The following is a 23801-nucleotide window of genomic DNA, read 5'->3' as shown; positions in this document are numbered from 1 at the left end:
ATCAACCGATGGCAGAGCACATCGTCCCGAGTCAGCTCAGAGATTCCGAGGAACGTCCGAGGTGTCCCCGCCCCCGCCTCCCCTCGGCCGCGGCCGCTGGGGCTCCCTCCCCGCCCTGGGGCAGTCGAGGGCTCCGGGCAAGGCGGACCGGGGCCTCGACCCGGCACTCGACGACACCGAGCTCACCGCCTCCCGCACCGCCCTCGCGCAGGGGCGCTGGCAGGCGGCCCGCTCCCTGCTCGCCCGCACGGGTGACGACTGGGACCTGCGCGGCCACCGCGCCGTTGTCCTCGCCCGGGAGCCGTACAGCGCCGCCTGGACCCGCGAATGGCTGCTCGCCGAACCCGACTCCGTCGACGCCGGCGTCCTGCTCGCCCTCGCCCGGGTCTGGCGGGCGCTGCGCGGCAAGGAGAAACCCGACCGGGTCCGCGAGGCCTGCCGGGCCGTCGCCGCCCGGACGCCCGGCGACCCCACCCCCTGGCTCGGCCTGCTGCTCCTGGAGCGGCACCTCGGCAGCCAGGACGACGTCGTACGGACCTTCGAGCAGGTGCGCGCGCGGTACGCCGACCACCACCACGCCCACCACCTGATGGTCGCCCGGCTCGCCGAGCGCCGCGCCGACGCGGGCCCGGACCCGCTGCACGAGGTGTACGACTTCGCCGCCTGGGCCGCCGAGCAGGCGCCCGCGGACTCGCCGCTGGCGATCCTGCCCGTGGTCGCGCACGCGGAGCGCTACCGGGTGCTCGCCGCGCACGGCTTCGAGCCCGCCGACCCCGCCGCCTCCGGACACTGGGTCGGCCGCCGGGCCCGGCAGGTGATGAAGGCCGCCTTCGACTGGTGGCTGGAATGGGAACACGACGGCCACCCCCGCCGCCTGGTCGACCTGAACTTCCTCGCGCACGCCAAGTGCTGCGAGGGGCGGGGCGCCGAGGCCGCCGCGCTGTTCCACCGCATCGGCGAGCACGCCACCCCCGAGCCCTGGTCCTACCCGGACCGGGACCCGCTGGCCGCCTTCCGCGCGGCCCGCGACCGGGCGCTCGGCACGGGGTGACCCGCACCGCCCTCCGCACGCCGCCGCACCGGTCCGCGGGTCCGCAGGTCCGCAGGTCCGCAGGTCCGCAGGTCCACGACAGCCCCCACCCGCTCACCCCCGACACAAGGACGGTCCCCCGATGACGACGGGCAGTTCGGATACGAGTACGAGCACCGGCGCGGGCGGCGCCCCCGGCGCCGACGGCATCAGCACCTTCAAGGGCGAGGAGCGCGCCCTGCGCGCCGACCGCCTCGGCACGAGCGGCCTGCTGCTGTCCGTGCTCGCGGCGACGGGCCCGATCATGGTGGTGGCCGGTGTCATGCCCACCACATTCGCGGTGATGGGCATCGTCGGCCAGCCGCTCCTCTTCGTCATCCTCGGCGTGGTCCTGGTCCTCTTCGGCATCGGCTACGCCGAGATGAGCCGGCACGTCCACAACGCCGGCGCCTTCTACGCGTACATCTCCCGCGGCCTCGGCGGCACCGCCGGAGCGAGCGCGTCCTTCGTCGCCCTGGCCGCCTACAGCGCCCTCCAGGTCGGCATCTACGGCATCTTCGGCTTCGAGGTCGCCGGGCTCCTCGCCACCTACGCCGAGGTCGAGATCGCCTGGTGGATACCGGCGCTCACCGCCGTCGCCGTCGTCGGCGCGCTCGGCTGGCTGAAGATCGACGTCAACGCGCGCGTGCTCGGCGTGCTCCTGCTGATCGAGCTGGCGCTCGTCGTCGTCTTCGACATCGCCGCCGTGTCCGACCCCGGCCCGCAGGGCCTGTCCCTCGCCGCGTTCGACCCCGGCACCCTCACCGGAGCCGGGGTCGGCACCGCCCTGTGCTTCTGCATCGCCGCCTTCACCGGCTTCGAGCAGGCCCCCGTGTACGCCGAGGAGACCAGCCGGCCGCACATCCTCGTGCCCCGCGTGATGTTCCTCGCCGTCGGCTTCGTCGCCGTCTTCTTCGCCCTCAGCTCCTGGGCCATCACGGTCGCCACCGGCCCCGGCCACGTCGTCGGCACCGCGCGCGAGCAGAGCGCCGGACTGCTGTTCTTCCTCACCGAGTCCCGCCTCGGCGGCACCTTCACCGACGTCCTGCACGTCCTGTTCGTGACCGGCATGTTCGCCGCGCTGCTCAGCTTCCACAACGTCGTCGCCCGCTACGCCTTCGCCATGGGCCGCGAGGGCCTGCTGCCGCGCGCCTTCGGCCGGACCACCGGCGCGAGCGGGGCGCCCGGCACCGGCTCGCTGCTGCAGACGGTGATCTCGGCGCTGGTCGTCATCGCCTTCGCGGCCGCCGACGACAAGCCGGCCGGGGACCCCACCGCACCGGTGCTGCACCTGTTCACCTGGGGCGGCAACGTCGGCGCCCTCGGCGTGATCCTGCTGATGGCCACCGCCTCCCTGTCCGTCGTGGTGTTCTTCGCCCGCCGGGGCGCCGCGGGAGCGCAGGCCTGGCGGCTGGTCACCTCCACGCTGGCGGGACTGGCCCTCCTTGTCATCGCCGGCTACACCGTGAAGGACTTCGACGTGCTGGTGGGCTCCGGCCCGGGGTCGGCGCTGAGCTGGGTGCTGCCCGGCGTCATCGCCGCGGCGGCCCTCGCCGGCGCCGTCCTCGGCCTGGTGCTGCGCTCCCGGGCCCCCGGCACCCACGCCCGCATCGGCCTCGGCAACGAGGCGTTCCGGCTGGACAGGGCGGCGGACGAGTCGTAGCAGGCGGCCGCAGAAGGGCCCACCCCCGTGCGGGGGCGGGCCCTTCTTCCGTCGCGGCCGGGCGGCGTACGGCTAGATGACCAGCGACAGCAGGAGCACCAGCGCCCCCGCGACCACCGAGATGATCGTCTCCATCACCGACCAGGTCTTGACCGTCTGGCCGACGTTCAGCCCGAAGTACTCCTTGACCAGCCAGAACCCGGCATCGTTGACATGGCTGAAGAAGAGCGAGCCGGCGCCGATGGCGAGGACGAGGAGCGCGGCGTGGGTGGTCGACATGTCGGCGGCCAGCGGGGCGACGAGGCCCGCCGCGGAGACGGTCGCCACGGTCGCGGAGCCGGTCGCGAGCCGGATCGCCACGGCGATCAGCCAGGCCAGCAGCAGCGCCGGGATCGACCAGTCCTCCGATATGTCGAGGACCATCTGGCCGACACCGCAGTCGATGAGCGTCTGCTTGAAGCCGCCGCCCGCTCCGACGATCAGCAGGATGCCGGCGATGGGCGCGAGGCCCTTCTCGACCATCGCCTGGACCCGCTCCTTGGCGAACCCGGCGGGCCGGGCCAGCGTGAAGATGCCGAGCAGGACGGCCGCGAGCAGGGCGATCAGCGGGGAGCCGATCACGTCGAAGACGCGCTGCGCGGTGGATGCGGGGTCGTCGACGACGATGTCCACCAGCGCCTTGGCGAGCATCAGCACGACCGGCAGCAGGATGGTGGCCAGGGTGGCGCCGAAGCCGGGGCGCCTGTCCAGCTCGTCGGAGGCGCGCTGCGGGATCATCCGGTCGGGGGCCGGGACGTCGACCCAGCGGGCCGCGAACCGGGCGAACACCGGGCCGGCGACGATCACGGTCGGGATGGCGATCAGGACGCCGAGGGCCAGCGTCACCCCGAGGTTGGCGCCCACGGCGTCGATCGCGACGAGCGGGCCGGGGTGCGGCGGCACCAGGCCGTGCATCACGGACAGACCGGCGAGCGCGGGGATGCCGATCCGCATCAGGGAGTAGTTGCCGCGCTTGGCGACCATCAGCACCACGGGGATCAGCAGGACGACGCCGACCTCGAAGAACAGGGGAAGCCCGATCACGGAGGCGATCAGCACCATCGCCCAGGGCATCGTCCGTCCGCCCGCCCTGGCCAGGATGGTGTCGACGACCTGGTCCGCGCCGCCGGAGTCGGCGAGCATCTTCCCGAGGATCGCGCCGAGCGCGATCAGCACGCCGACGCCCGCCACCGTGGAGCCGAGTCCGGTGGTGAAGCTGGCGATGGCCTTGTCGAGGGGCGCCCCGGCGAACGCGCCGAGCGCCAGTGACCCGATGGTCAGCGCCAGGAAGGCGTGCAGCTTGAACTTGGTGATGAGCAGGACGATGACGGCGATGCCCGCCAGCACGGCGATGCCCAGCTGGGCGTGGCCGGCCGAGGTGATGGGCTCGGCGGTGTCCGCTGCCAGCATCTCGACGCTGAGTCTGGTCACGGGTGTTCCCTTGCAGGTACGGGGATGGGGGAGGGGGCGCCCGGACGGGCCGGGCCAGGGGGGTTAACAACAGGGGTCACCGCGCGGCGGGCGGGCCGGGGAGCTGTTCGAGCGCCTGTGCCGCGCGGCGGGCGATGTCCTCCGGGCCGCCCGAGACGTCCACCGGGACGCCCGCCTCGTCCGCCTGGAGCGGTTCGAGGGTGGCGAACTGGGAGTCGAGCAGCGCGGTGGGCATGAAGTGACCCTGCCGGTGCGACATCCGGTCCTCGATGAGCGCGCGGTCGCCGGTGAGGTGCACGAAGACCAGCCCCGGGGCGGCGGCCCGCAGCCGGTCCCGGTACGACCGCTTCAGCGCCGAGCAGCTGACCACCCCGCCGAGCCCCGCCCGGCCGTCCGCCCAGGCGCCGATGGCGTCGAGCCAGGGGAGGCGGTCCTCGTCGGTGAGCGGGGTCCCGGCCGTCATCTTGGCGATGTTGGCCTGGGGGTGGAAGTCGTCGCCCTCGGCGTAGGGGACGCCGAGCCGGGCGGCGAGCAGGGGACCGATGGTGGTCTTGCCGGTGCCCGCGACGCCCATGACCACGACGACGTGGGGGGTCTTCATCGCTGCCTCGCTGTCTTCGTCGACACGGTGATGTTCGGCTAACTGAAACCCATTAGGTACGACGAATTCAAGAGTGTGTGATGAATAAGTCTGACTTTTTGGGGGCGTGATCCTCGCCGTACTCTGTGTGCATGAGCACACCGGGCCGGGGGCTGCACGGCCATGTACTGGACACCCTCGGCCCCGAGATCACCGCGGGCGAGTACCCCCCGGGCAGCGTGCTGCGCACCGACGAACTGGCGCAGCGCTTCGATGTGTCACGCTCCGTGATGCGCGAGGCGGTGCGCGTCCTGGAGTCGATGCACCTCGTCGAGTCCCGCCGCCGGGTGGGCGTCACGGTCCGCCCCAAGGCCGAGTGGAACGTGTACGACCCACAGGTCATCCGCTGGCGGCTGGCCGGTGCCGACCGGCCGCACCAGCTGCGCTCCCTCACCGTGCTGCGCTCCGCCATCGAGCCGCTGGCCGCGCGGCTGACCGCGCAGCACGCCACCGCCGAGCAGTGCGCGGAGCTGACCGAGTGCGCCCTCGGCATGGTCGCGCACTCGCGCGGTCACCAGCTGGAGGGCTACCTCCGCCACGACGTCGCCTTCCACCGGGTGATCCTCACCGCCTCGGGCAACGAGATGTTCGCCCGGCTCGGCGACGTCGTCGCCGAGGTGCTGACCGGCCGCACCCAGCACGACGTCATGTTCGAGGACCCCGACCCGGCCGCCGTCACCCTGCACGTCCGGGTCGCGGAGGCGGTGCGCGCCCGGGACGCGGACCGCGCGGAGGAGCTGACCCGGGAGATCACCGTGGGGGCGCTCCAGGAGCTGGACATCCTCGCCCCGTAGCCCCGTAGCCCAGTAGCCCCGTAGCCCCGTAGCCACGTAGCCCCGTAGCCCCGTAGCCCCGTAGCGCGGTGGCCCGGCCGCCGGCCCCTCAGTCGTCGAGGAAGTCCCCGTCCACGTACACCCACGCCCCGCCGACCCGCTCGAAGCGGCTGCGCTCGTGCAGCGCGCCGCCCCGGAAGGAGGCCCGGAAGGTCACCGTGCCGGTGGTGTGGAACGCGGTGCCGTCGGCGGTGTCCAGGATCTCCAGGCCGGTCCACCGCATCCCCGGGTCGAAGTCGACACCCGGCGGGCGGGTCCGGGGGTGCCAGGTGCGCAGCAGATACGCCTCGTCCCGCCGCACGAAGGCGCTGTAGCGCGAACGCATCAGCCGTTCCGCGGTCGGTGCGGACTCCGTACCCCGGTGGAATCGGCCACAGCACGCGTCGTAGGTCTGTGCGAGGCCGCACGGGCACGGGGTCCGGCCGACGGGGGTTGGGGCGGTGTGGCGCCGGGAAGGCGCGCTGCGTCGGGACATGCCCCCCATTCTGCTGCACCGTCGCCTGTGCGAAGAGTGTGAAGCCGCCGTCGCGTCCCGCGCACGTTGTGTGCGGGTCGTGCGCGGCCCCCTCCATGGAACCTCCTCCACCGCTGGCGCGAACCCGTCTTGCTGCTCCGGCTTGCTGGCCGCCAACGTATATGGGGCATTTGAGCATCAGGAGTCATAAGCGCGCTGCCTGACCCGGACGGCCGTTCGCCCGGGGGCACTGACGGGGGAAGCTGATGCGGTGCCGCCGATGGGGGCTGTCCGTCCCTGCCCGCCGACGTCCGTGCGCACCGGCCTCCCCTTCCGCCGTCTCTTGGTGCCCACGACCGGTGCCCGACCAGGGATTGGAGGGGGAATGCCGACGAACGCACGCAGCGCCGCCAGGCCGACGTATCCCGGCGTCCATGTCGAAGAGCTTCCCAGCAGCACCCGCACCATCTCCGCCGTGACCACGTCCGTGACGGCCTTCGTCGGGCACACCCGGCGCGGCCCGCTGAACGAACCGGTGCGCGTCACCGGCTTCACCGACTTCGAACGCCGCTTCGGCGGGCTCGGCTCGCGAAGCGCCGTCGCGCACGCGGTGCACCAGTTCTTCGGCAACGGCGGCGGCGTCGCCGTGATCGTCCGGGTCGCCGCGGCCGGCAGCGGCAGGGCCGCCTGCACCGCCCTGGAGTCCACCGGCGGACACAGCGAGAGCCGTGTCCTGGAGGTCCACGCCAAGGAACCCGGAGTCTGGGGCAACGGACTGCGCATCGCCGTCGACCACGACACGCCCCACCCCGACGACACCTTCAACCTGCGCGTCCACGACGCCAGGGGCGACACCCGGGAGAGCTTCACCGGGCTGTCCATGGACGCCCGGCACGGCCGCCACGCGCCGACCGTGATCAACGCGGCCTCCCGGCTGATCCGGGTCGAGGCCGTCGGCGAGGGCCGCCCCGACCCCTCCGGCACCGTCTCCAGGCCGTTCGGGCGCGAACTGCCCCACCTGGCCGTCGGGCTCACGGTGAAGATCGGCGGCGTGGAACGGGAGTTCACGCTCCACGACCCCGACCGGGACGGCCCCGCCCCCACCACCGTCGCCGAGTTGGCGCTGCTCCTGGAGCGCAAACTGCGCGCCCTGCCCGACGCGCCCGGCAAGCACGCCTTCGCGGGCGCGGAAGTCACCGCGTTCGGCCGGCGGCTCCAGGTCGTCGCCGGGTCCACGGACCCCGACGACGTCGTCCGCTTCCTCGGCGAGTGCGCCAACGACCTCGGCCTGGAGGCCTCCGTCAACCCGCCGGTGTTCCCGCTCGCGGGCGGCGAGGACGGCGCGCCCCCCGGGCCCCGCGACCTGATCGGCTCCGAGGCCGACAGGACCGGGATCCAGGCACTGCGCGGCGTCGCCGACGTCAACCTCCTGGCACTGCCCGAGATCGCCGGGTACGACAGGACCGAGGACATGCTCACCGTCGTCTCGGCCGCCCAGCGGCTGTGCGCCGAACGGCGGATCTTCCTGCTCGTCGACGCGCCCGCCGGCTGGGTCAGCGCCGACACCGCCCGCGCCGGTGCCGCCGCCTTCGACGCGGTGCGTGGCGACCACGCCGCCCTGTACTTCCCGCACCTGTGGCTCACCGACCCGCTCACCGGCCGGCTGCGCGCCTTCCCGCCGTCCGGCGCGATCGCCGGCGTCATCGCCCGCACCGACGCCGAGCGCGGCGTGTGGAAGGCACCCGCGGGCACCGGGGCCCGGCTCGCGGGCGTGCACTCGCTCACCGTCGACCTCACCGACCGCGAGACCGGTCTGCTCGCCCCGCTCGGCGTCAACTGCCTGCGCACCTTCCCGGTGACCGGCCCGCTGGTGTGGGGCGCGCGCACCCTGGAGGGCGCCGACGCGCTCGACAGCGAGTGGAAGTACGTGCCGGTGCGGCGGCTCGCGCTGCACGTCGAGGAGAGCCTGCACCGCGGGCTCCAGTGGGTGGTGTTCGAACCCAACGACGAGAGCCTGTGGCAGCAGATCCGGCTGTCCGCCTCCTCCTACCTGCACACCCTCTTCCGCCAGGGCGCCTTCAAGGGCACCACCCCGCGCGAGGCGTACTTCGTCAAGTGCGACCACGAGACGACGACCGCCGAGGACGTCGCGAACGGCGTGGTCAACGTGCTGGTGGGCATCGCGCCGGTGCGCCCGGCCGAGTTCGTGATCGTCCGGATCCGGCAGACGTCCGGGCAGTTCGCGCTCTGACGAGCGCCCGCGAGGAATCCGAGGACTGTTTTCCATGGCTGAGTTCACGGTCAACGCCCACCGGTTCGACCCGTACAAGAACTTCAAGTTCCTCGTCCTGTGGGACGGCCGCACGGTCGCCGGCATCAGCAAGATCTCCCCGCTGAAGCGGACCACCGAGGTCGTCAAGCACCGCCACGGCGGCGACCCCTCCTCCCCGCGCAAGTCGCCGGGCCGCTCCGAGTTCGAGGGCATCACCCTGGAGCGCGGCGTCACCCACGACCCGGAGTTCGACCGCTGGGCCAACAAGGTCTGGCAGGTCGGCGCCGGCCTCGGCTCCGAGGTCTCGCTCGCCGACTTCCGCAAGGACATCGTCATCCAGGTCCTCAACGAGGCCGGCCAGGTCGCGGTCTCGCACAAGCTGTACCGCACCTGGCCCAGCGAGTACCAGGTGCTCGGTGAGCTCGACGCCAACGCCAACGCGGTGGCCATCCAGTCGCTGAAGCTGGAGTGCGAGGGCTGGGAGCGGGACTACGAGGTGCCCGAGCCCCAGGAGCCGTCGTTCCTCGACCCGGCCTGAGCGGACCGGAGGAGATGGCCATGGCGATCACCGGGGCGGCCGGGCTGCTGGCCGCCTGGGAGGCGGGACTCGCGGCACCGCCCGCGGGGCGCGCACTGCTGCTGCACCGCACCGCGCGCCCCGACCTCGACGACCGGGCGCTCCCCGGGCTGCCGGTCGGCGAACGGGAGGCGGACCTGTTCACGCTGCGCCGGACCCTGTTCGGGGAGCGCATGCAGGTCCGTCTTGACTGCGCGCGGTGCGGCGCGGACCTGGAGTTCGAGCTGGACGCCGGGGAGTTCGCCCGCACCCTGGGCGAGCGCCCCGATCCGGTCGTACGGGTCGAGCACGGCGGCTGGCGGGCCGAGTTCCGGCTGCCCGCCGTCGCCGACCTCACGGCGGCGGCCCGCACCCCGGACCCCCGCGCGGCGCTGCTCGCCCGCTGCCTCGTCACGGCCGAGCACGACGGGCGGGCGGTCACCGCCGCCGAACTGCCCGCGGCCGTGCAGCGCCGGATCGCCGAGGCCGCCGAGGCGGCCGACCCGGGCGCCGATGTGACGCTCACCGTGGCCTGCCCCGAGTGCGGGCGGACCACCCGGGCCGAACTCGACATCGCCTCCTACCTGTGGACCGAACTGGACGCCTGGGCACGCGACCTGCTCCTCGACGTCCACCTGCTCGCCACCGCCTACGGCTGGAGCGAACCGGAGATCCTGGCGCTCAGCCCGCTGCGCCGCCGCTACTACCTGGAGCTGTGCGCGGATGACTGACGTCTCGACCCCCCAGGGCGGCGACTTCCTGGACCGCCTGATCGCCCGGCACGCGCCGGCCCCGGGTTCCCTTCCGCGGGCGGCGCGGGTACGGCCCCGGCTGCCCGGCCCGTTCGAACGGGTCGAGGCGGTACGGGCCCGCGGCACCGAGGAGGACGCGGCCCCCGTGTGGCCCGCCACGACCTCCCCGGCCGAGCCCCGCGGCGACGGCCCGGCCCGCCCGGTCCCCGCCGCCGGTCCGGCGCGCCTCCTGACCGAGCGGGAGCGGACCGTCGTACGCGCCGAACCGGCGCCCGCGAAGCCGCCGCCACCCGCCCCGCCCGTGCCCGCCCCGCCCCTGCCGCGGCCCGTGGCACCGCCGCCGCCCGCCCGCCGGCCGGCACCGGACCCCGGGCGTCGCCCGGCGGGGCGCCCGGCGGAGCGCACCGCGACCCCGGCCGCGGCCTCCGCCCCCCGCCCCCCGGGTGCGGCACCCGCCGCCCCGGCCGCCGCCCCGCACCCGCGGGCCGCCGACACGGCCGCCGCCCGGGGCGCCGTACGGCAGGCCGCCGCCCGGCGGGCCGGGCGGGCGCCCGAGCAGGTGGTGCGGGTGCAGATCGGACGTCTGGAGGTGACGGCGGGGCCGCCGCCGGGCGGCGGCCCCGCACGGCGCGCCCCGGCACGGCGTCCCGCCGCGACCGTGAGCCTGGCCGACTACCTGGGCCGGGGGCGCGAGTGAGGCGCACAGCCGACACCGGCGGGACGACAGGAACCGGGGAACCGACGCCATGAGCAACGCACTCGCCATCGCCCACGTCACCCAGGCCCTCGCCCTGCTCATCGAGTCGAACGTGGGGCCGGAGTTCGGCGCGGCCGTGAAGGTGGAACCGCGCAAGCCGCCGGCCGGGCCGCCGGACCAGCCGACCCTCAACGTGTTCCTGTACCAGGTCACGCCCAACACGGCGATGCGCGGCGCCGACCTGCCCACCCGGGCCGCCGACGGCACCCTGGTGCGGCGCCCCGCCGCCGCGCTCGACCTGCACTACCTGATCAGCGCCTACGGCGACGAGACGGAACTCGTCGGGCAGCGGCTGATCGGCTCGGTGGTCCGGACCCTGCACGAGACACCGGTCCTGCCCGCGGACGTCATCGAACGGGCCGGGCGACGGCCGTACCTGACGGGGAGCGACCTCGCCGGGGCCGCGCAGCGGGTGCGGTTCACACCGACGGTCATGGACATCGACGAGACGTCGAAGCTGTGGGGGATGCTCCACCAGACGCCGTACTCCCTGTCGGTCGTCTACCAGGCGTCCCTGATCCTCATCGACGGCCGCGGGACACCGGTGCCGCGCAAGCCCGTGGAGCGGCACGACGTACGGGTGCTGCCGTTCGGCGCGCCCGGGGCTCCGGTCCCTCCCGGAGGGGGCGGGGCCCCGGGGGCTCCGGCGGCGACCCCCGCGGGTCCGCCCGCGCGGGGCGCCGCCGCGCCGGGGGCGAGTCCGCCCGCGCGGGCCGCCGGGAAGTCCGGCGCGCAGGGCGCTGCCAGGACCACCGCGAAGACCACCGCGAAGACCACCGCGAAGACCACCGCGAAGACCGCCGCGAAGGCCGCCGCGAAGGCCGCCGCCAAGGCGCCCGCGCGGGCGCGCCGCTCCCCCCGCAAGCCCGCCGTGGGCGGCGGGGCCGCACGAGACGGTGACGCGGCCGGCCGGCTCGACGGCGGCAGCGACAAGAAGGGCACCACCGAGGACGGCGACGACACCCAGGGCGACAAGGACGACCACGGCGGCAGCGGCCGGGACGGCCACGAGGACCGGTGAGACCGACGGGCACGACGGCCGGGGCAGGTGAGGACATGAGCACGACGCACGAGACCGGGGCGGAGCACGGAACCGCACCGCAGGACGGGGCCGGCCACGGGTCGGCGCTGCTCGCGGAGATCCGCCGGGTCCTGGCCCGGGTCGACGCGCACGCCTCCCGCGGCCCGGCCGGCGGCCCGCCCCCGCCGGCGGCGCAGCCGGACACCGCGTCCGCACCGCCCCCGCCGGGACCGCTGGACACGCTCGTCGCCTGCTTCGGCCTCACCCCCTTCGAACGGGACCTCGTCCTGCTCACCGCCGCCCAGGAGGTCGAGCCGACGGCACCCGCCCGGTGCGCCGCCGCGAGCGGCGACCCGGAACGCGCGTACCCGACCTTCTCCCTGGCCCTCGCCGCGCTCACCGAACCGCACTGGAGCGCCCTCACCCCGGTGGCACCGCTGCGCCGCTGGCGGATCGTCGAACCGGCCGACGACAGCTTGCTGACCACCGCCCGGCTCCGGCTCGACGAGCGGATCCTGCACTTCCTGCTCGGCTCGCCCCACCTCGACGCCCGGCTGCACGGCCGGCTGCGCCGCGCCCCCGCCCCGGACCGGCTGACGCCGTCGTACGAGCGGGCGGCGGACCGGATCACCGCCGCCTGGACCACACACCCCGCCGGCACCCCGCCGCTGGCCGAGGTGACCGGCGGCGACCCGCGCAGCCGGGCCGACATCGCCGCCGCGGCGGCCGCCCGCGCCGGACTCGGCCTCTACGCCATGAACGCCGAGGACGTCCCCACCGACCCCGCCGAACGCGACCGGCTGGCCCGGCTGTGGCAGCGCGAGGCGATCCTGCTGCCGGCCGCCCTGCTGGTCGAGGCGGGCGAACCGGACCGGGAGCAGCGGGCGGCCACCGAGGCGTTCCTCGCCGGGGCCGCCGTACCCGTCGTGGTGTCCGGCGCGGAGCCGCTGAGCCGGGACCACCCGCACGGCACCCGGGTGCCGGTGCCCCGCCTGGACGACGAGGAACAACTCGCCGTGTGGGCCGACGCGTTCACCGGCACCGGCCTCGACGAGAACGAACTGCGCTCACTCGTCGCCCAGTTCCAGCTGCCGCCGCACGCCGTCCGCCTCGCGGCCGACACCGTGCGCCGGGACCTCCCCGGCACCGGCGAGCACGACGCCGCGGTGCTCGCCTGGCGGGCCGGCCTCGCGGAGGCCCGGCCCGGCATGGAAGCGCTGGGCCGCCGCATCGAACCCCGGGCGGGCTGGGACGACCTGGTGCTGCACGAGCGGCAGACCGCGGTGCTGCGCGAGATCGTCGCCCACGTACGCCGTCGGCCCACCGTCCACCAGCAGTGGGGCTTCGCCGCCGCCCTGCGCCACGGCCTCGGCGTCACCGCGCTCTTCGCGGGCGGCTCGGGTACGGGGAAGACACTGGCCGCGGAGGTGATGGCGAAGGAACTCGGCCTGGACCTCTTCGTGATCGACCTCTCCCAGGTCGTCAGCAAGTACATCGGCGAGACCGAGAAGAACCTCCGCCGGGTCTTCGACGCCGCCGAACGCGGCGGCGCGCTGCTCCTCTTCGACGAGGCCGACGCCCTCTTCGGCAAGCGCAGCGAGGTCAGGGACAGCCACGACCGGTACGCCAACCTCGAAGTGAGCTACCTCCTGATGCGCATGGAGGCGTACCGCGGCCTCGCCGTCCTCACCACCAACATGAAGAAGGCACTCGACACCGCCTTCCTGCGCCGCATCCGCTTCGTCGTCGATTTCCCCTTCCCCGCGGAACCGGAACGCGCCGAGATCTGGCGCCGGGTGCTGCCGGCGCGGGCGCCCGCCGAGGACCTGGACCCGGACCTCCTCGCCCAGCTGACCGTGGCGGGCGGCTCCATCCGCAACATCGCCCTGTCCGGGGCGTTCCTCGCCGCGGAGGAGGGCGGGGCCCTGCAGATGCGGCACATGCTGGCGGCGGCCCGCACCGAGTACCTGAAGCTGGAGCGCTCCCTGACCCCGGGGGAGGTGCGGGGATGGACGTGAACCCGCGCGAGATCCACGTCGACATCGGCGAACTGGCCCTGACCGGCTTCCGGGCGGACCCCGAGCGGGTCTCCGCGGCCTTCACCCGGGAACTGACCCGGCTGATCGAACGGCACGGCGTTCCCGCCGGCGCCTCCTGGACCGCCGAGACCCTGACCGGCCTCCCGTCGCTGCCCCCCGGGCTCTCCGCCCGCCGGCTCGGGCAGGAACTGGCCCGAGCCGTCCACGCAGGCCTGTCCGGCCACGGGGAGGTGACCCGGTGAGCAACGCCCGCACCCAGGACGCCCACGCCGAGCGGTCCGCCGAGGCCCGCCGCCGCAAGCGCAGGGAACGCGCCGCCTCGTCGCGGGCCCCCGAACCGAAGAACGTCGTCAGCGGAGCCGGCCAGCCCCTCGACCCCGGCGTCCGGCGCGAACTGGAGGAGCGGCTCGGCCACGACCTCGGCCGCGTCCGCCTGCACACCGGCCGCGACGCCGGACGGCTCACCGAACTGCTCGGCGCGGACGCGGTCGCCGTCGGCCAGGACGTCCTCTTCCGTGAGGGCATGTTCATGCCCGGCACCGACGAGGGCCGCCGCCTCCTCGCCCACGAACTTTTGCACACCGTCCAGAACCCGCACGGGCTGGGCGCCCTGCGGGCCGGGCGCGGCCTCGGCGCGGTGAGCCTGCCGCAGCAGCCGATCGAGCGGGAGGCGGAGGGCGCGGCCCAGGAACCGCCGCACCGGCCCGGGCAGGACGCTGCGCCAGTGGAGCAGGGGCAGGCCACGCCTGGGTGGCTGCGGTACGCCACCGTGAACGCGGACCGCTCCCGGGCGGAGCAGATGGATCCGGCGACCCTCGTGGACCGGCTGGCGAACGCGGTCGTGCGCTCCCTGCGCGGCGACCCGCAGGACCTGTCGCTGCGCACCCGCAAGCAGCTCTCCCGTCTTCCGCGGGAGATGCGCGACGCCGTCCTCGACCGACTGGAACGGCGCCTGCTCAGCTCCGAGCACGAGCGGGTGCTCGACCTCGTCGACCAGATCGAGGCGTACGACGACTACGCCGGCGACGAGCTGGAGCGCCACGCGCACGACGCCCCGCAGATGGAGCCGGACACCGCCGAGGAGGTGCGCGCCGAGCGGGACGAGGAGCAGCGGAGGGCCGAGGAGCGGAAGGCGGAGCGACGGCAGCCGCGGCAGGCGCCGGGACCGGAGAAGGAGGGGAGCGGGGAGGAAGGCGCGGCCGGGAGCACTCCGCGCAACGGGGGGACGCCGGAGCAGGGGACGACGCCCGAGGGCGGGCGTGCGCCCCGGGAGCCGCAGCGGGGCGCACGGCCCCCCGGCCCTGCGGGCGGGAGGACCGGGCAGGCGGCGCCGGGCGCACCGGCGACGCGGCGCGACCAGACCCCGTCGGGTGCGAGTTCCGGTGGGACACCGGAGGGCGGACGGCAGGGCGGCGAGCAGCAGTCCGCGTCCTCGGCGGCGGGCAAGGAGCGAAAGCAGGCCCAGGGCGGCGAGGAAGCCACCGAACGGCGGGAGACGCCGGCCGCGAGCAAGGAGGAGTCCGCGGCGAGGAACCGCCCGGGCGCCGCCGAGGCGGCCGTGACCGGGCGGCAGGTCAAGCCGCAGGACAGACGGGGGCAGCAGAAGCCCACTGCCGGTACGCCGTTCCGGTCGGGCCAGGACACCCCGCTCCCGGGCCGCCGCAGCACCCTGGAGGGCAAGCGCAGCCAGGACCTGGAGGGCCTTCAGGAGGAGAAGGACGCGGACCCCGTCACGTCCGGCAGCGAGTCGGAGGTGGAGGCCGGCGGCGCAGAACCAAGCGCCTGGGACATCAGGCTGCGGCCCGAGGACTTCCTGCCGCAGCAGGACCTCGACGTGTCCGGAGTACCGGCCGCGGACGAGCTGGACTCGTCCTCGTCCGCGCCCCCGCCGATGCCCACGTTCCCCGCCCCGCCGCCGACCCGGGCCGACGAGGTGCAGGCGCTGCGCGACGCGGAGGACGCCGAGGACGCGGCGGCCGAGGCGGAGCCCGAGGAGGCGACGGCCGACGAGCCGCAGGACCTGACGCCGTCGGCGGAGACCGAGGGCGGCCCCGACAGTGCGACCGGCTTCGGCGGGGCTGCCCTCCAGCAGGCCGCCGCGACTGCGCCGGTGCCCGGCACGGCGTCCGGGGACCCCAAGAGCGGCGACGATCCGAAGGCGGGCCCGGTCGCCGCGCAGACCACCGTGCAGGAGGCGCCGGGCAAGGCCGGCGGTACGTCCGAGGGCGGCAGCGACGTCAGGGAGCCCGCCGCCAAGGAGGCGGCGGGCACGCCCGCGGGTGCCGACCGGACGCCGGCCGCACCGGAGAGGGAGTCGCAGCAGGCGGCGGGGGGCAGCTCGGCGAAGTCCGGCACCGGGACGAAGGAGCCGAGGGGCGGCGGTACGGATGCGGAGACGCCGACGGTCCCGGCTCCGGCAGGTTCGGCGCCCGCGCAGGGCACGGCCGGGGACACGGGCGGCGCCTCCCGTTCCCCCGGTACGGCCCCGGGCCCCGCCCCGGACGGCCCGTCCGGACCGAGCGACCGTACCGACACCCCCGCGGTGGAGCCCGGGCCCGGGCCGGCGCGCACGGAACCGGCTCCGGCGCCCGCCCCGAGCCCCGCCCCCGAGCCGAAGCGCGCCCCCGGGACGGCATCGGGACGCAGGACGACGACACGGTCGGCCGGACGTTCACCCGGCGGCGGTGGGGGCGGCCGTGGGGGCGGCGGTGGGGGCGGGAGCGCCGCCGCCCCGGCCCGCGGCAGGGGCAGGAAGGACTCCGGCCCGGCACCGGACCTCGCAGGTGTGTCCCCGGAGGCGGGCCTCGCCACGGCCTCCGCGCTGAAGCCGCACATGGCGCTCGACGCCATGGGCGGCGTAGGCGGGGCGGTGGACCGCTCCGTCGGCGACGAACACCGGACGCTGGCCGCCGCGCCGCCACAGATCCAGCGCCCGGCGGGAGCGCCGCAGACCCTCCAGGGGAAGCCGAGGACGGACGCTCCCGCGCAGTACTCCCAGGACCCGGCACAGCAGGCGGCGGAACCGGAGCGGGAGGACGCCGAGGTCACGGGCGCCAAGGAGCCCGAGGGCCGGATCGAGGCGGAGAAGGCCGAGGAGCCGGGCGGCTGGGACACCTTCAAGATGGCCCTGGGCTTCGGCCTCGGGTGGGTCGCCGACAAGCTCGGCTTCGAGGTGGACGCCCAGGAACTGGCCGCCAAGTTCGCCGGACTGCCGACGAAGGACGAGGCCCTCAAGCAGGCGCAGGCGGGCAACGCGCCGGGCGTGCAGATGCAGGGCGCCGCAGGACAGGCGGCGACCGAGCAGGACGGCCACGTCGACGCGAAGGGCCAGGAGACTCTCGGGACCGCACGGGACGACGCCGGGCGCGGGATGGGCGAGGACCAGGTCTACCCGGACGCGCCGAGGGAACAGCTGACCGCGAAGGTGCCGGGCCGGCAGGGCGGCGGGCCGGGAGCCGGAGCCGGGGGCGGCGCGACCGGAGCCGTACCGCCGGAGGCCGCCTCCGAAGTGGCCGAACACGAACGCGGACCCCAGTTCCGGGCCGCGTTCAGCGAGGGCCGGAAGGGCATGTCCGAAAGCCGTCAGGCCAAGGACCGCGACTTCCGTGACTCGCAGGCGAAGCACAGGCAGCAGGTCGACGCCGAGATCGCCACGAACACCGAGACGCAGGCGGGCGAGCGGGAGAAGGCGATGACCGAGGTCACCGCCCAGCGCGAGGACTGGCGCGCCGCGCAGGACAAGGAACTGAAGAGCCTGGGCGACAAGAAGACCGACCGGCGCGAGAAGGTCCGCCAGGACGTCGAGGACCAGGAGAAGAAGACAGACGACAACGTCGAGAAGGAGAAGGAGGGCAGCGACAAGAAGATCCGGGACGAGGCGGACCGGGCCGAGCGGGAGGCGGACCGGACGAAGAACACCGCCGCCGAGGACTCGGGCAACTGGATCACGAAGGCCTTCGACTGGATCAAGCAGAAGGTCATCGAGATCAAGAACGCGATCGTGCGGGTCATCCGCGCGGCGCGGGACGCGGTGACCGGCTTCATCCGCAACTTCAAGGAGACGGTCGAGCGCTGGATCAACGAGGCGCGCAAGAACATCGTCGAGGCGATCAAGAACTTCATCAAGGACCTGATCGAGTTCGCCAAGGCGATGGTCCGGGCGGTCATCGACCTGGCGAGGCGCATCCGCGACCTCATCACCACCCTGGTCCAGGCGGCGATCGCCCTCGTCAACCGCCTCTCCCAGATGCTGAAGCAGATGATCACGGATCTGCTGAACGCTCTCGGCAAGCTCCTGAGCAGCATCCTGGACATCCTGAAGAAGGCGCTCCTCGACGTCGTCAAGGCCGTGGTGGACACGGTGAAGGGCATCCTCCAGTTCGCCGCCGGCCTGCTGGGCGCCCTCGGTGACTTCATGCTCATCGCCGTCGACTTCCTCTCCGACCCCGGCGGCTGGCTGAGCGGCGCCAAGAACTCCGCCGTGGACGGCGCGAAGAACCACCTGTTCCGCGAGGTCAAGTCGGCGGTCAGGGCCTGGTTCCAGGCCAAGATCGAGGAAATCCTCGGCATCCCGAAGGCCGTCTTCGACAAGCTCCTCAAGGGCGGCATCACCCTCGAACAGATCGTCAAGGAGACGTGGGACGCCATCGTCCCCCAGCTCCCGCTGATCATCGGCGAGATCGTCATCACGAAGGTCGTCGCCAAACTCATCCCCGGCGCGGGCTGGGTGATGGCCGTCATCGACGCCATCCGCACGGCCATCGGCGCCCTGGGCGAGATCCTCCGTGCGATGGGGGCGGTCCTCGACTGGCTGAAGGCCGTCCGCACCGGCGGTGCGGGCATCCTCTTCGCGAAGGCGGTCGCGGCCGGCATCGTGGCCTTGCTGGAACTCGCCTACGAGGCCCTGCTGAGCGGCATCGGCAAGTACGTGGCGAAGGTCGGCCGCCGCTTCAAGGACATCGCGGCACGGCTGGGCAAGGGCGGCCAGGGCGACGGGAGGCAGCCGGCCGCGGGCGGCTCCGACGGCACGCGCGAGCGGAGGACCGGCCCGCGACGGCAGCCCGTGCCGCGGCGCGCACCCGCCGGCGGCTCCCCGCCGCGCCGTCCGGCGCGCCCGGCCGTCGTGCCGGAGCCCCCCACGCCGGCCCCGGGCAAGCCGCGGATCGCCGCACCGGGTACGGGGCGCCCACGCCCGAGCGGCCCCGCCGCCGGCCGTCCCATGGCGGGCCCGGGCCGCACCGACACCCGCGAACGCCCCGGCTCCCGTCCCGGTCCGCCCGCGACCGAGCGCACTCGACCCGATCGCACCACACCGTCCCGGCCGCGCGACGAGGACCGTCCTGCCCCGTCCCGGCCGGCGGACACCGACGCTCCCGGCCGCCCCGCAGGCCAGGCCCCCCAGCCCGCGAAGCGCGACGACACGGCGCCGGGCAGGGACGGGACCCGGGTCCCCGGCAGTCCGCGGCGCGAGGGCACCCCGAGACCCGGCAGGGACGGGCGGGCCGACAGGGACGGCAGGAAGCCCGAGGACGGTGACAAGGGACCGGAGAAGCGGAAGAAGGACGACGGCGGAAAGGACAAGAAGAGGCCGAGAAGGGACGACCGGCAGGACCCGCGACGCAGCCGGCGCCCTCCGAGGGAGGACCGGAGGAGGGACGAGGACTCGCCGGACTCGAAGAGCGACCGCCTGCGCAGGATCGTCGACCGGATCCGCCCCGTCGAGGAGCGGATGCTGCGCAACGGTGTGACACGGGACCACCACCTTGTGGCGCTGGAAGCGATGCGCAGGTGGTACCGACTGACCGGCCTCGTGCGCAGTCACCCCCCGCACTTCGAGATCCTGGCCACGCTGAACCCGACCCGCAACGTGATCAACGGATGGCAGGGGCCGGAGGCGGGTTATGACGCCGACGGCTTCGACAAGGGCGACAAGACGACTCCGGTCGACTGGCTGACGAGAACCCATCGCGACCCGAAGCTGCCTCCGGTGAAGTCACCGCGGTTCGAGGACGACAAACTGGCTTCGAGTTTCACGTCCGAGTACATCAACAAGAAGTTCGCTCACGCCGAGCGGGACCGGAAGACCCGGCGTTCCCCCGAGCCACTGGGATTCCGTTACCTGAACACCCTGACCAACCTGACGGACAGTGAACGCTGGGACAGGACGCATCTGTTGCCCTACGAATTGGGCGGCAATGTGAAGAACCAGAACCTCGTTCCGGCGCGGCACTACCAGAACATGAAGCTTCGGGTGACCGAGGGGCCCGCGGGACGCTGGGTCGACAAGGGCGGGCAGCGGATCGTCTGGTACCAGGTCGACATCGCCTACCATCCGCGGCAGGTGCTCGCCAGCGGCGATGTCGTCGAGGGCTTTCCCAGTCACCTCAACACAGCGTGGGGCAAGTACAAGAAGAAGCCCGACGTCAGTGGTGCGAGTCAGACCCACTGGGATGCCCAGCCCGCGGTGACCCAGGTCTCGATCTCCGGCATGGAGACACCGCCCACCAGTTCCACAGGGCCCGTGTGCAGGGTGAACGACGAACAGGACACCTACCGCCTCAAACTCGCCCTGGGAGCGAACGACAGGCATATGCGGGCCATTTTGCTGCTGCGCTCCCAGAAACGCTTCGACAACGAAGTCGAGATGATAGACCGCATCAAGGCGTACCAGCCGCGCTTCAAGCTGGAGAAGATAGAGCGTCACCTCGCGAGACTGAGGGGCCAGCGACGTCTGCGCTTCAAAAGATGAGGAGTACGACACCCCGTCCACCCGAAAGAAAGCGAACCGCGGTGCAATCGTTCACGGAAAGCGAAGAAGCGCAGATCGAATCGATCGGTGAGCTCACTCGAAGTGGGCTCTTCGACGTGGAACACGAGCAGGAGGACATGACCTTCCCGCTGGCGAGGTTCGATCCGCTGTCGGAGACCGATCCCGGCTGGACGGGCGTGGTGCTGAGCGCCGGGATCAAGGAGTGCGCACTGCGGTTCGCCTCCCTCTCCTGCTCATGGTCGTTCCGGGGCTCCGAGCGGGACCTGCACGGGGAGTTCTTCCTGCGTCACGTGTACCTGGCCCTGATCGAGGACCCGCCGCTCTGCAACGACCTGGCCTCCGAGCGCGAGCGCGAACTCCTGTCCGGCCTGCGCATGATCGACTCCGCCCCGCGAAGAGCGACCGGCGAGGCGACGTTCATCCGGGTCGAGCCGCACAAGGAGAACCTGGAGCTCTGGTACCAGGACAGATATCTGTTCGATGAGAAGGACAACACCCAGGGCTTCCTCAGAATGGAACTCGACTATTGCGGCTACCTCGACACCTTGCGCATGACCAAGGGCGCCTTCGGCTGGCAGATGCTGTTCGTCGACTCCTCTCTGCGTGACACCGGATTCCGTGCCCATGCGGACAATCTCCGGAACATGCTCGACGTCTTCCCGTCCGCGTTTCCCCAGTACGACTACACGCCGCTGAGGAACCGTCTGGAGGCCCGCCTGTGACCCGCTACGCCGACGTTCCCGAACCCATCCGCTCCGGCATCGTCGCCGTCGACCCCGGTACCGGCACCCCCCAGCGCGTCATCGTGCTCCAGTTCAACCCCGACACCCTGGAGCGCAGCGTCGCTCCGCAGTCCGCCGGGGACAGCGGGGACGCCGGTGCCGGCGGGGCCGGTGGCGGGGACCGGAACGAGGCGCTGCGGCTCAAGGGGCCCGCTCAGGAGACCTGGAAGTTCACCGCCGAGATCGATGCGACCGATCAGTTCGAGATCGCGGCGCCCGACGGGATCCACCCGCAGCTCGCCGCCCTCGAAATGCTGGTGCAGCCCACCACCGCGAAGCTCCGCGAGGCGATGCGCCTGTCCCGGCAGGGCGCCATCGAGATCAGCCCGATCGAGATGCCCCTCACCCTCTTCACCTGGGGCAGCAAACGCGTCGTGCCCGTGCGGCTGACCGAACTCTCCGTCAACGAGTCCGCGTTCGACGTGAACCTCAACCCGATCCGGGCCTCCCTCGCCATCGGCATGAGGATCCTCACCGTCAGCGATCTGCCTGCCGGGCATCGCGGTGCCGATCTCTACCTGGCCCACCTGGCGCAGAAGGAGCGGCTCGCCGCCGGTGCGCGCGGTGCCGGGACCGGGGCGCTCGGGCTCGCCGGAGCCGCCGGCTTCGGCACCGGAACCGGAAGGGGATGAGACCGCCGTCATGGCTGAACTCGAGTCGTACGAAAGCGCCCTGGACGCCGTCCCCGGGGCTCATCCGTATCCGCGGACCAGCCGGTACCACGACGTCGGGATCGGGATCCACCGGACCGCCGACGGGACCGAGGTCCGGTACGCCGGGCGGCGGTTGCTGCCGCCCCTCCCGGACGGCCCGGAGGAGACGCGGGCGCACACCGTGGCCGCAGGGGAGCGGCCCGATCTGCTCGCGCAGCGGTACTTCGGGGACCCGGGGCAGTGGTGGCGGATCGCCGACGCCAACCCCGTACTCGACCCCGACGAGCTGACCGGGGAAGCCGGGCGGACCGTACGGGTTCCCCTCGCCGGCGGGTTCCCCGGGGGAGGCCGGCGTGTTTGACGTGCCCGTGGGGCAGGGCCCCGTCCACGCGGCGCTCCTCATGGGGCCGCGACTGGTGCGGCCCGTGCCCGCCGAGGTCACCGAGGCCCTGCTGTCCGCGCAGATCACGGCGACCGCGGGGGAGCGGAGCGGGTTCCAGCTCGCCTTCGACCTCACCAGGAACGGACTCATCAGCCGGCGGCTGCTGCCCGAGGGGTTCTTCGACCCGAAGACGCGGGTCGTCGTCACCGTCACCGTCAGGGGCACGTCCGACGTGCTCTTCGACGGGCTCGTCGTGCGGCAGGAGGTCGGCGCCAGCAACCAGCCGGGTCACTCGACCCTCACCGTCACGGGGGAGGACCTGACCCTGCTGATGGACCTGGAGGAGCGCACCGCCGGCTACCCCAACCTGCCGCCGTGGGAACGGGTGCTGGCCATCGTGCGCCGGTACTCCGGCTACGGCATCCGGCCCGACGTGTACCGGGAGAAGATCGCCCAGCCCCCGCACCAGGACCTGCGGGTGCACTACCAGACCGGCACCGATCTCCAGTACGTCACCGAGCTGGCCCGCGCCAACGGCTACACCTTCTACCTGGAGCCCGGCCCCGCCCCGGGGCACTCCTCGGCCCGCTGGGGCCCGGAGGTCCGGCTCGGTGTGCGGCAGCACGCCCTGAACGTCAACATGGACGCCCACTCCACCGTCGACCAGCTCACCTTCGCCTACGACGGGACGGCCCGCGAGGAGCCGCAGGCGCGCTGGCAGGACCCGGCGAACCGGCAGTCGTCGCTGCTCCCGCAGCCGTCGATCAGCCCGCTGCGCCCGCCGCTCGGCAAGCGCCCCACCCCGGCCCTCAAGCGCCGCACCCTGTCCGGGACGGCGAAACAGCAGCGGGCGCAGGCCGAGGCGGAACTGCTCGCCCGTGCCGCCGTCTCCGCCGACGTCGTCTCCGGGTCCGGCTCGCTCGACGTCAACCGGCACGGGTACATCCTCCAGCCCCGCCGGCTCGTCGGGGTGCGCGGAGCGGGGCGGGCGTACGACGGCGACTACTACGTCAAGTCCGTCACCCACCACCTGCGCCCCGGCTCGTACCAGCAGAACTTCACCCTCTCCCGGGAGGGCCTGGAGGCCCGCGGCGACCACGTCCGGCCCTGACACCACCCGGCAGACCGTCCGTATCAGGAGCACCCCACCATGGCGGCACCCAGCAATCGCTACCTCGGCAAGTTCCGCGGCAAGGTCCTCAGCAACGACGACCCCCTGCGCATCGGGCGCATCACCGCCGAGGTCCCGGACGTGCTCGGCGACGAGCCCTCGACCTGGGCCCTGCCCTGTCTGCCGTTCACCGGCGCGCGGGCGGGACAGTTCGTGGTGCCGCCGCCCGGCACCGGGGTGTGGGTGGAGTTCGAGCAGGGGGATCCGAGCTTCCCCGTGTGGACGGGCTGCTGGTACGGCGCCGCCGACGAGCTGCCGCCCGACGCCCGGGACGCGCTCCGGGCCGGCGGGCCGCACAAACCGGTTGTCGTGCAGACACCGCAGGCGCACAAGGTCGTGCTGAGCGACACCCCCGGCGACGGGCAGGGGATCCTGCTCCAGGCCCAGGACGGGGCGTACATCCGCATCACCCGCGAGGCCGTGGTCATCGCCACCGGCGCGGGCGCCGAAGTGGTGCTGCGCGGTCGCGAAGTGACCATCAACGAGGGCCAGTTGACCGTGCTCTCGAAGCGATAGAA

General features: G+C 73.6%; 19 protein-coding genes. 16 read left to right on the top strand and 3 right to left on the bottom strand.

Features of this window, described 5'->3' with window-relative positions:
* Nucleotides 1-61 precede the first annotated feature (61 nt).
* Nucleotides 62-1051 carry a hypothetical protein gene (locus SGLAU_RS07255; protein ID WP_043499381.1) on the top strand — a complete coding sequence of 330 codons (990 nt, stop codon included), beginning with the start codon at nucleotides 62-64 and terminating at the stop codon, nucleotides 1049-1051.
* Between the two features lie 121 nt (nucleotides 1052-1172).
* Nucleotides 1173-2732 (top strand): APC family permease, encoded by a 1560-nt coding sequence (locus SGLAU_RS07250; RefSeq protein WP_043499379.1) that lies wholly within the window; start codon nucleotides 1173-1175, stop codon nucleotides 2730-2732.
* 72 nt (nucleotides 2733-2804) lie between these two features.
* Here the strand turns inward: SGLAU_RS07250 and SGLAU_RS07245 are convergent, their stop codons facing one another.
* Together SGLAU_RS07245 and SGLAU_RS07240 are read right to left on the bottom strand one after the other, a co-directional pair.
* Complete coding sequence (locus SGLAU_RS07245; RefSeq protein WP_043499377.1) at nucleotides 2805-4202, bottom strand: gluconate:H+ symporter; 1398 nt, start codon at nucleotides 4200-4202, stop codon at nucleotides 2805-2807.
* A 76-nt stretch (nucleotides 4203-4278) separates the two neighbouring features.
* The gene (locus SGLAU_RS07240; protein WP_043499375.1) at nucleotides 4279-4803 is read right to left on the bottom strand and encodes a gluconokinase; all 525 of its coding nucleotides are present in this window, start codon (nucleotides 4801-4803) and stop codon (nucleotides 4279-4281) included.
* Nucleotides 4804-4934: 131 nt separating this feature from the next.
* Here SGLAU_RS07240 and SGLAU_RS07235 point away from each other — a divergent pair, with 131 nt between their 5' ends.
* Nucleotides 4935-5636: a FadR/GntR family transcriptional regulator gene (locus tag SGLAU_RS07235; protein WP_043499374.1), complete on the top strand. Its 702-nt coding sequence runs from the start codon at nucleotides 4935-4937 to the stop codon at nucleotides 5634-5636.
* Between the two features lie 88 nt (nucleotides 5637-5724).
* On the opposite strand, the gene SGLAU_RS33130 is transcribed toward SGLAU_RS07235, so the two are convergent.
* On the bottom strand, nucleotides 5725-6150 hold the full coding sequence (locus SGLAU_RS33130; protein ID WP_099052773.1) for a YchJ family protein: 426 nt from the start codon (nucleotides 6148-6150) through the stop codon (nucleotides 5725-5727).
* 364 nt (nucleotides 6151-6514) lie between these two features.
* Here SGLAU_RS33130 and SGLAU_RS07225 point away from each other — a divergent pair, with 364 nt between their 5' ends.
* From SGLAU_RS07225 to SGLAU_RS07165, 13 genes are all read left to right on the top strand, one after another.
* Nucleotides 6515-8380, top strand: coding sequence for a phage tail sheath family protein (locus SGLAU_RS07225; RefSeq protein ID WP_043499368.1), 1866 nt, complete (start codon nucleotides 6515-6517; stop codon nucleotides 8378-8380).
* A 34-nt stretch (nucleotides 8381-8414) separates the two neighbouring features.
* Entirely contained in the window at nucleotides 8415-8939 is a 525-nt protein-coding gene (locus SGLAU_RS07220; protein WP_043499367.1) for a phage tail protein, read from the top strand.
* Between the two features lie 20 nt (nucleotides 8940-8959).
* A complete protein-coding gene (locus tag SGLAU_RS07215) occupies nucleotides 8960-9688 on the top strand; it encodes a hypothetical protein (protein WP_043499364.1) in 729 nt (242 codons plus the stop codon).
* Nucleotides 9681-10406 (top strand): hypothetical protein, encoded by a 726-nt coding sequence (locus tag SGLAU_RS07210; RefSeq protein WP_043499362.1) that lies wholly within the window; start codon nucleotides 9681-9683, stop codon nucleotides 10404-10406. The genes SGLAU_RS07215 and SGLAU_RS07210 overlap by 8 nt, the downstream gene beginning before the upstream one ends.
* A gap of 49 nt (nucleotides 10407-10455) precedes the next feature.
* Nucleotides 10456-11487 (top strand): DUF4255 domain-containing protein, encoded by a 1032-nt coding sequence (locus SGLAU_RS33440; protein ID WP_078957629.1) that lies wholly within the window; start codon nucleotides 10456-10458, stop codon nucleotides 11485-11487.
* Between the two features lie 35 nt (nucleotides 11488-11522).
* Entirely contained in the window at nucleotides 11523-13505 is a 1983-nt protein-coding gene (locus SGLAU_RS07200; RefSeq protein ID WP_043499359.1) for an ATP-binding protein, read from the top strand.
* The gene (locus SGLAU_RS07195) at nucleotides 13496-13768 is read left to right on the top strand and encodes a hypothetical protein (protein WP_043499358.1); all 273 of its coding nucleotides are present in this window, start codon (nucleotides 13496-13498) and stop codon (nucleotides 13766-13768) included. Before SGLAU_RS07200 ends, SGLAU_RS07195 begins: the two co-directional genes overlap by 10 nt.
* A complete protein-coding gene (locus SGLAU_RS07190; protein ID WP_052413667.1) occupies nucleotides 13765-20274 on the top strand; it encodes a DUF4157 domain-containing protein in 6510 nt (2169 codons plus the stop codon). The genes SGLAU_RS07195 and SGLAU_RS07190 overlap by 4 nt, the downstream gene beginning before the upstream one ends.
* A gap of 116 nt (nucleotides 20275-20390) precedes the next feature.
* A complete protein-coding gene (locus SGLAU_RS32820) occupies nucleotides 20391-21017 on the top strand; it encodes a hypothetical protein (RefSeq protein ID WP_052413666.1) in 627 nt (208 codons plus the stop codon).
* Nucleotides 21014-21709, top strand: coding sequence for a hypothetical protein (locus tag SGLAU_RS07180; RefSeq protein ID WP_043499357.1), 696 nt, complete (start codon nucleotides 21014-21016; stop codon nucleotides 21707-21709). Before SGLAU_RS32820 ends, SGLAU_RS07180 begins: the two co-directional genes overlap by 4 nt.
* Nucleotides 21710-21719: 10 nt before the next feature.
* A complete protein-coding gene (locus SGLAU_RS07175; RefSeq protein ID WP_043499355.1) occupies nucleotides 21720-22091 on the top strand; it encodes a membrane protein in 372 nt (123 codons plus the stop codon).
* Nucleotides 22084-23223, top strand: coding sequence for a hypothetical protein (locus tag SGLAU_RS07170; RefSeq protein WP_043499353.1), 1140 nt, complete (start codon nucleotides 22084-22086; stop codon nucleotides 23221-23223). Before SGLAU_RS07175 ends, SGLAU_RS07170 begins: the two co-directional genes overlap by 8 nt.
* Before the next feature lie 39 nt (nucleotides 23224-23262).
* Nucleotides 23263-23799: a phage baseplate assembly protein V gene (locus SGLAU_RS07165; protein WP_043499350.1), complete on the top strand. Its 537-nt coding sequence runs from the start codon at nucleotides 23263-23265 to the stop codon at nucleotides 23797-23799.
* Nucleotides 23800-23801 lie beyond the last annotated feature (2 nt).

This window comes from Streptomyces glaucescens (genome assembly GCF_000761215.1).
Taxonomy (GTDB): domain Bacteria; phylum Actinomycetota; class Actinomycetes; order Streptomycetales; family Streptomycetaceae; genus Streptomyces; species Streptomyces glaucescens_B.
This window is presented reverse-complemented; position numbering and strand designations above follow the sequence as displayed.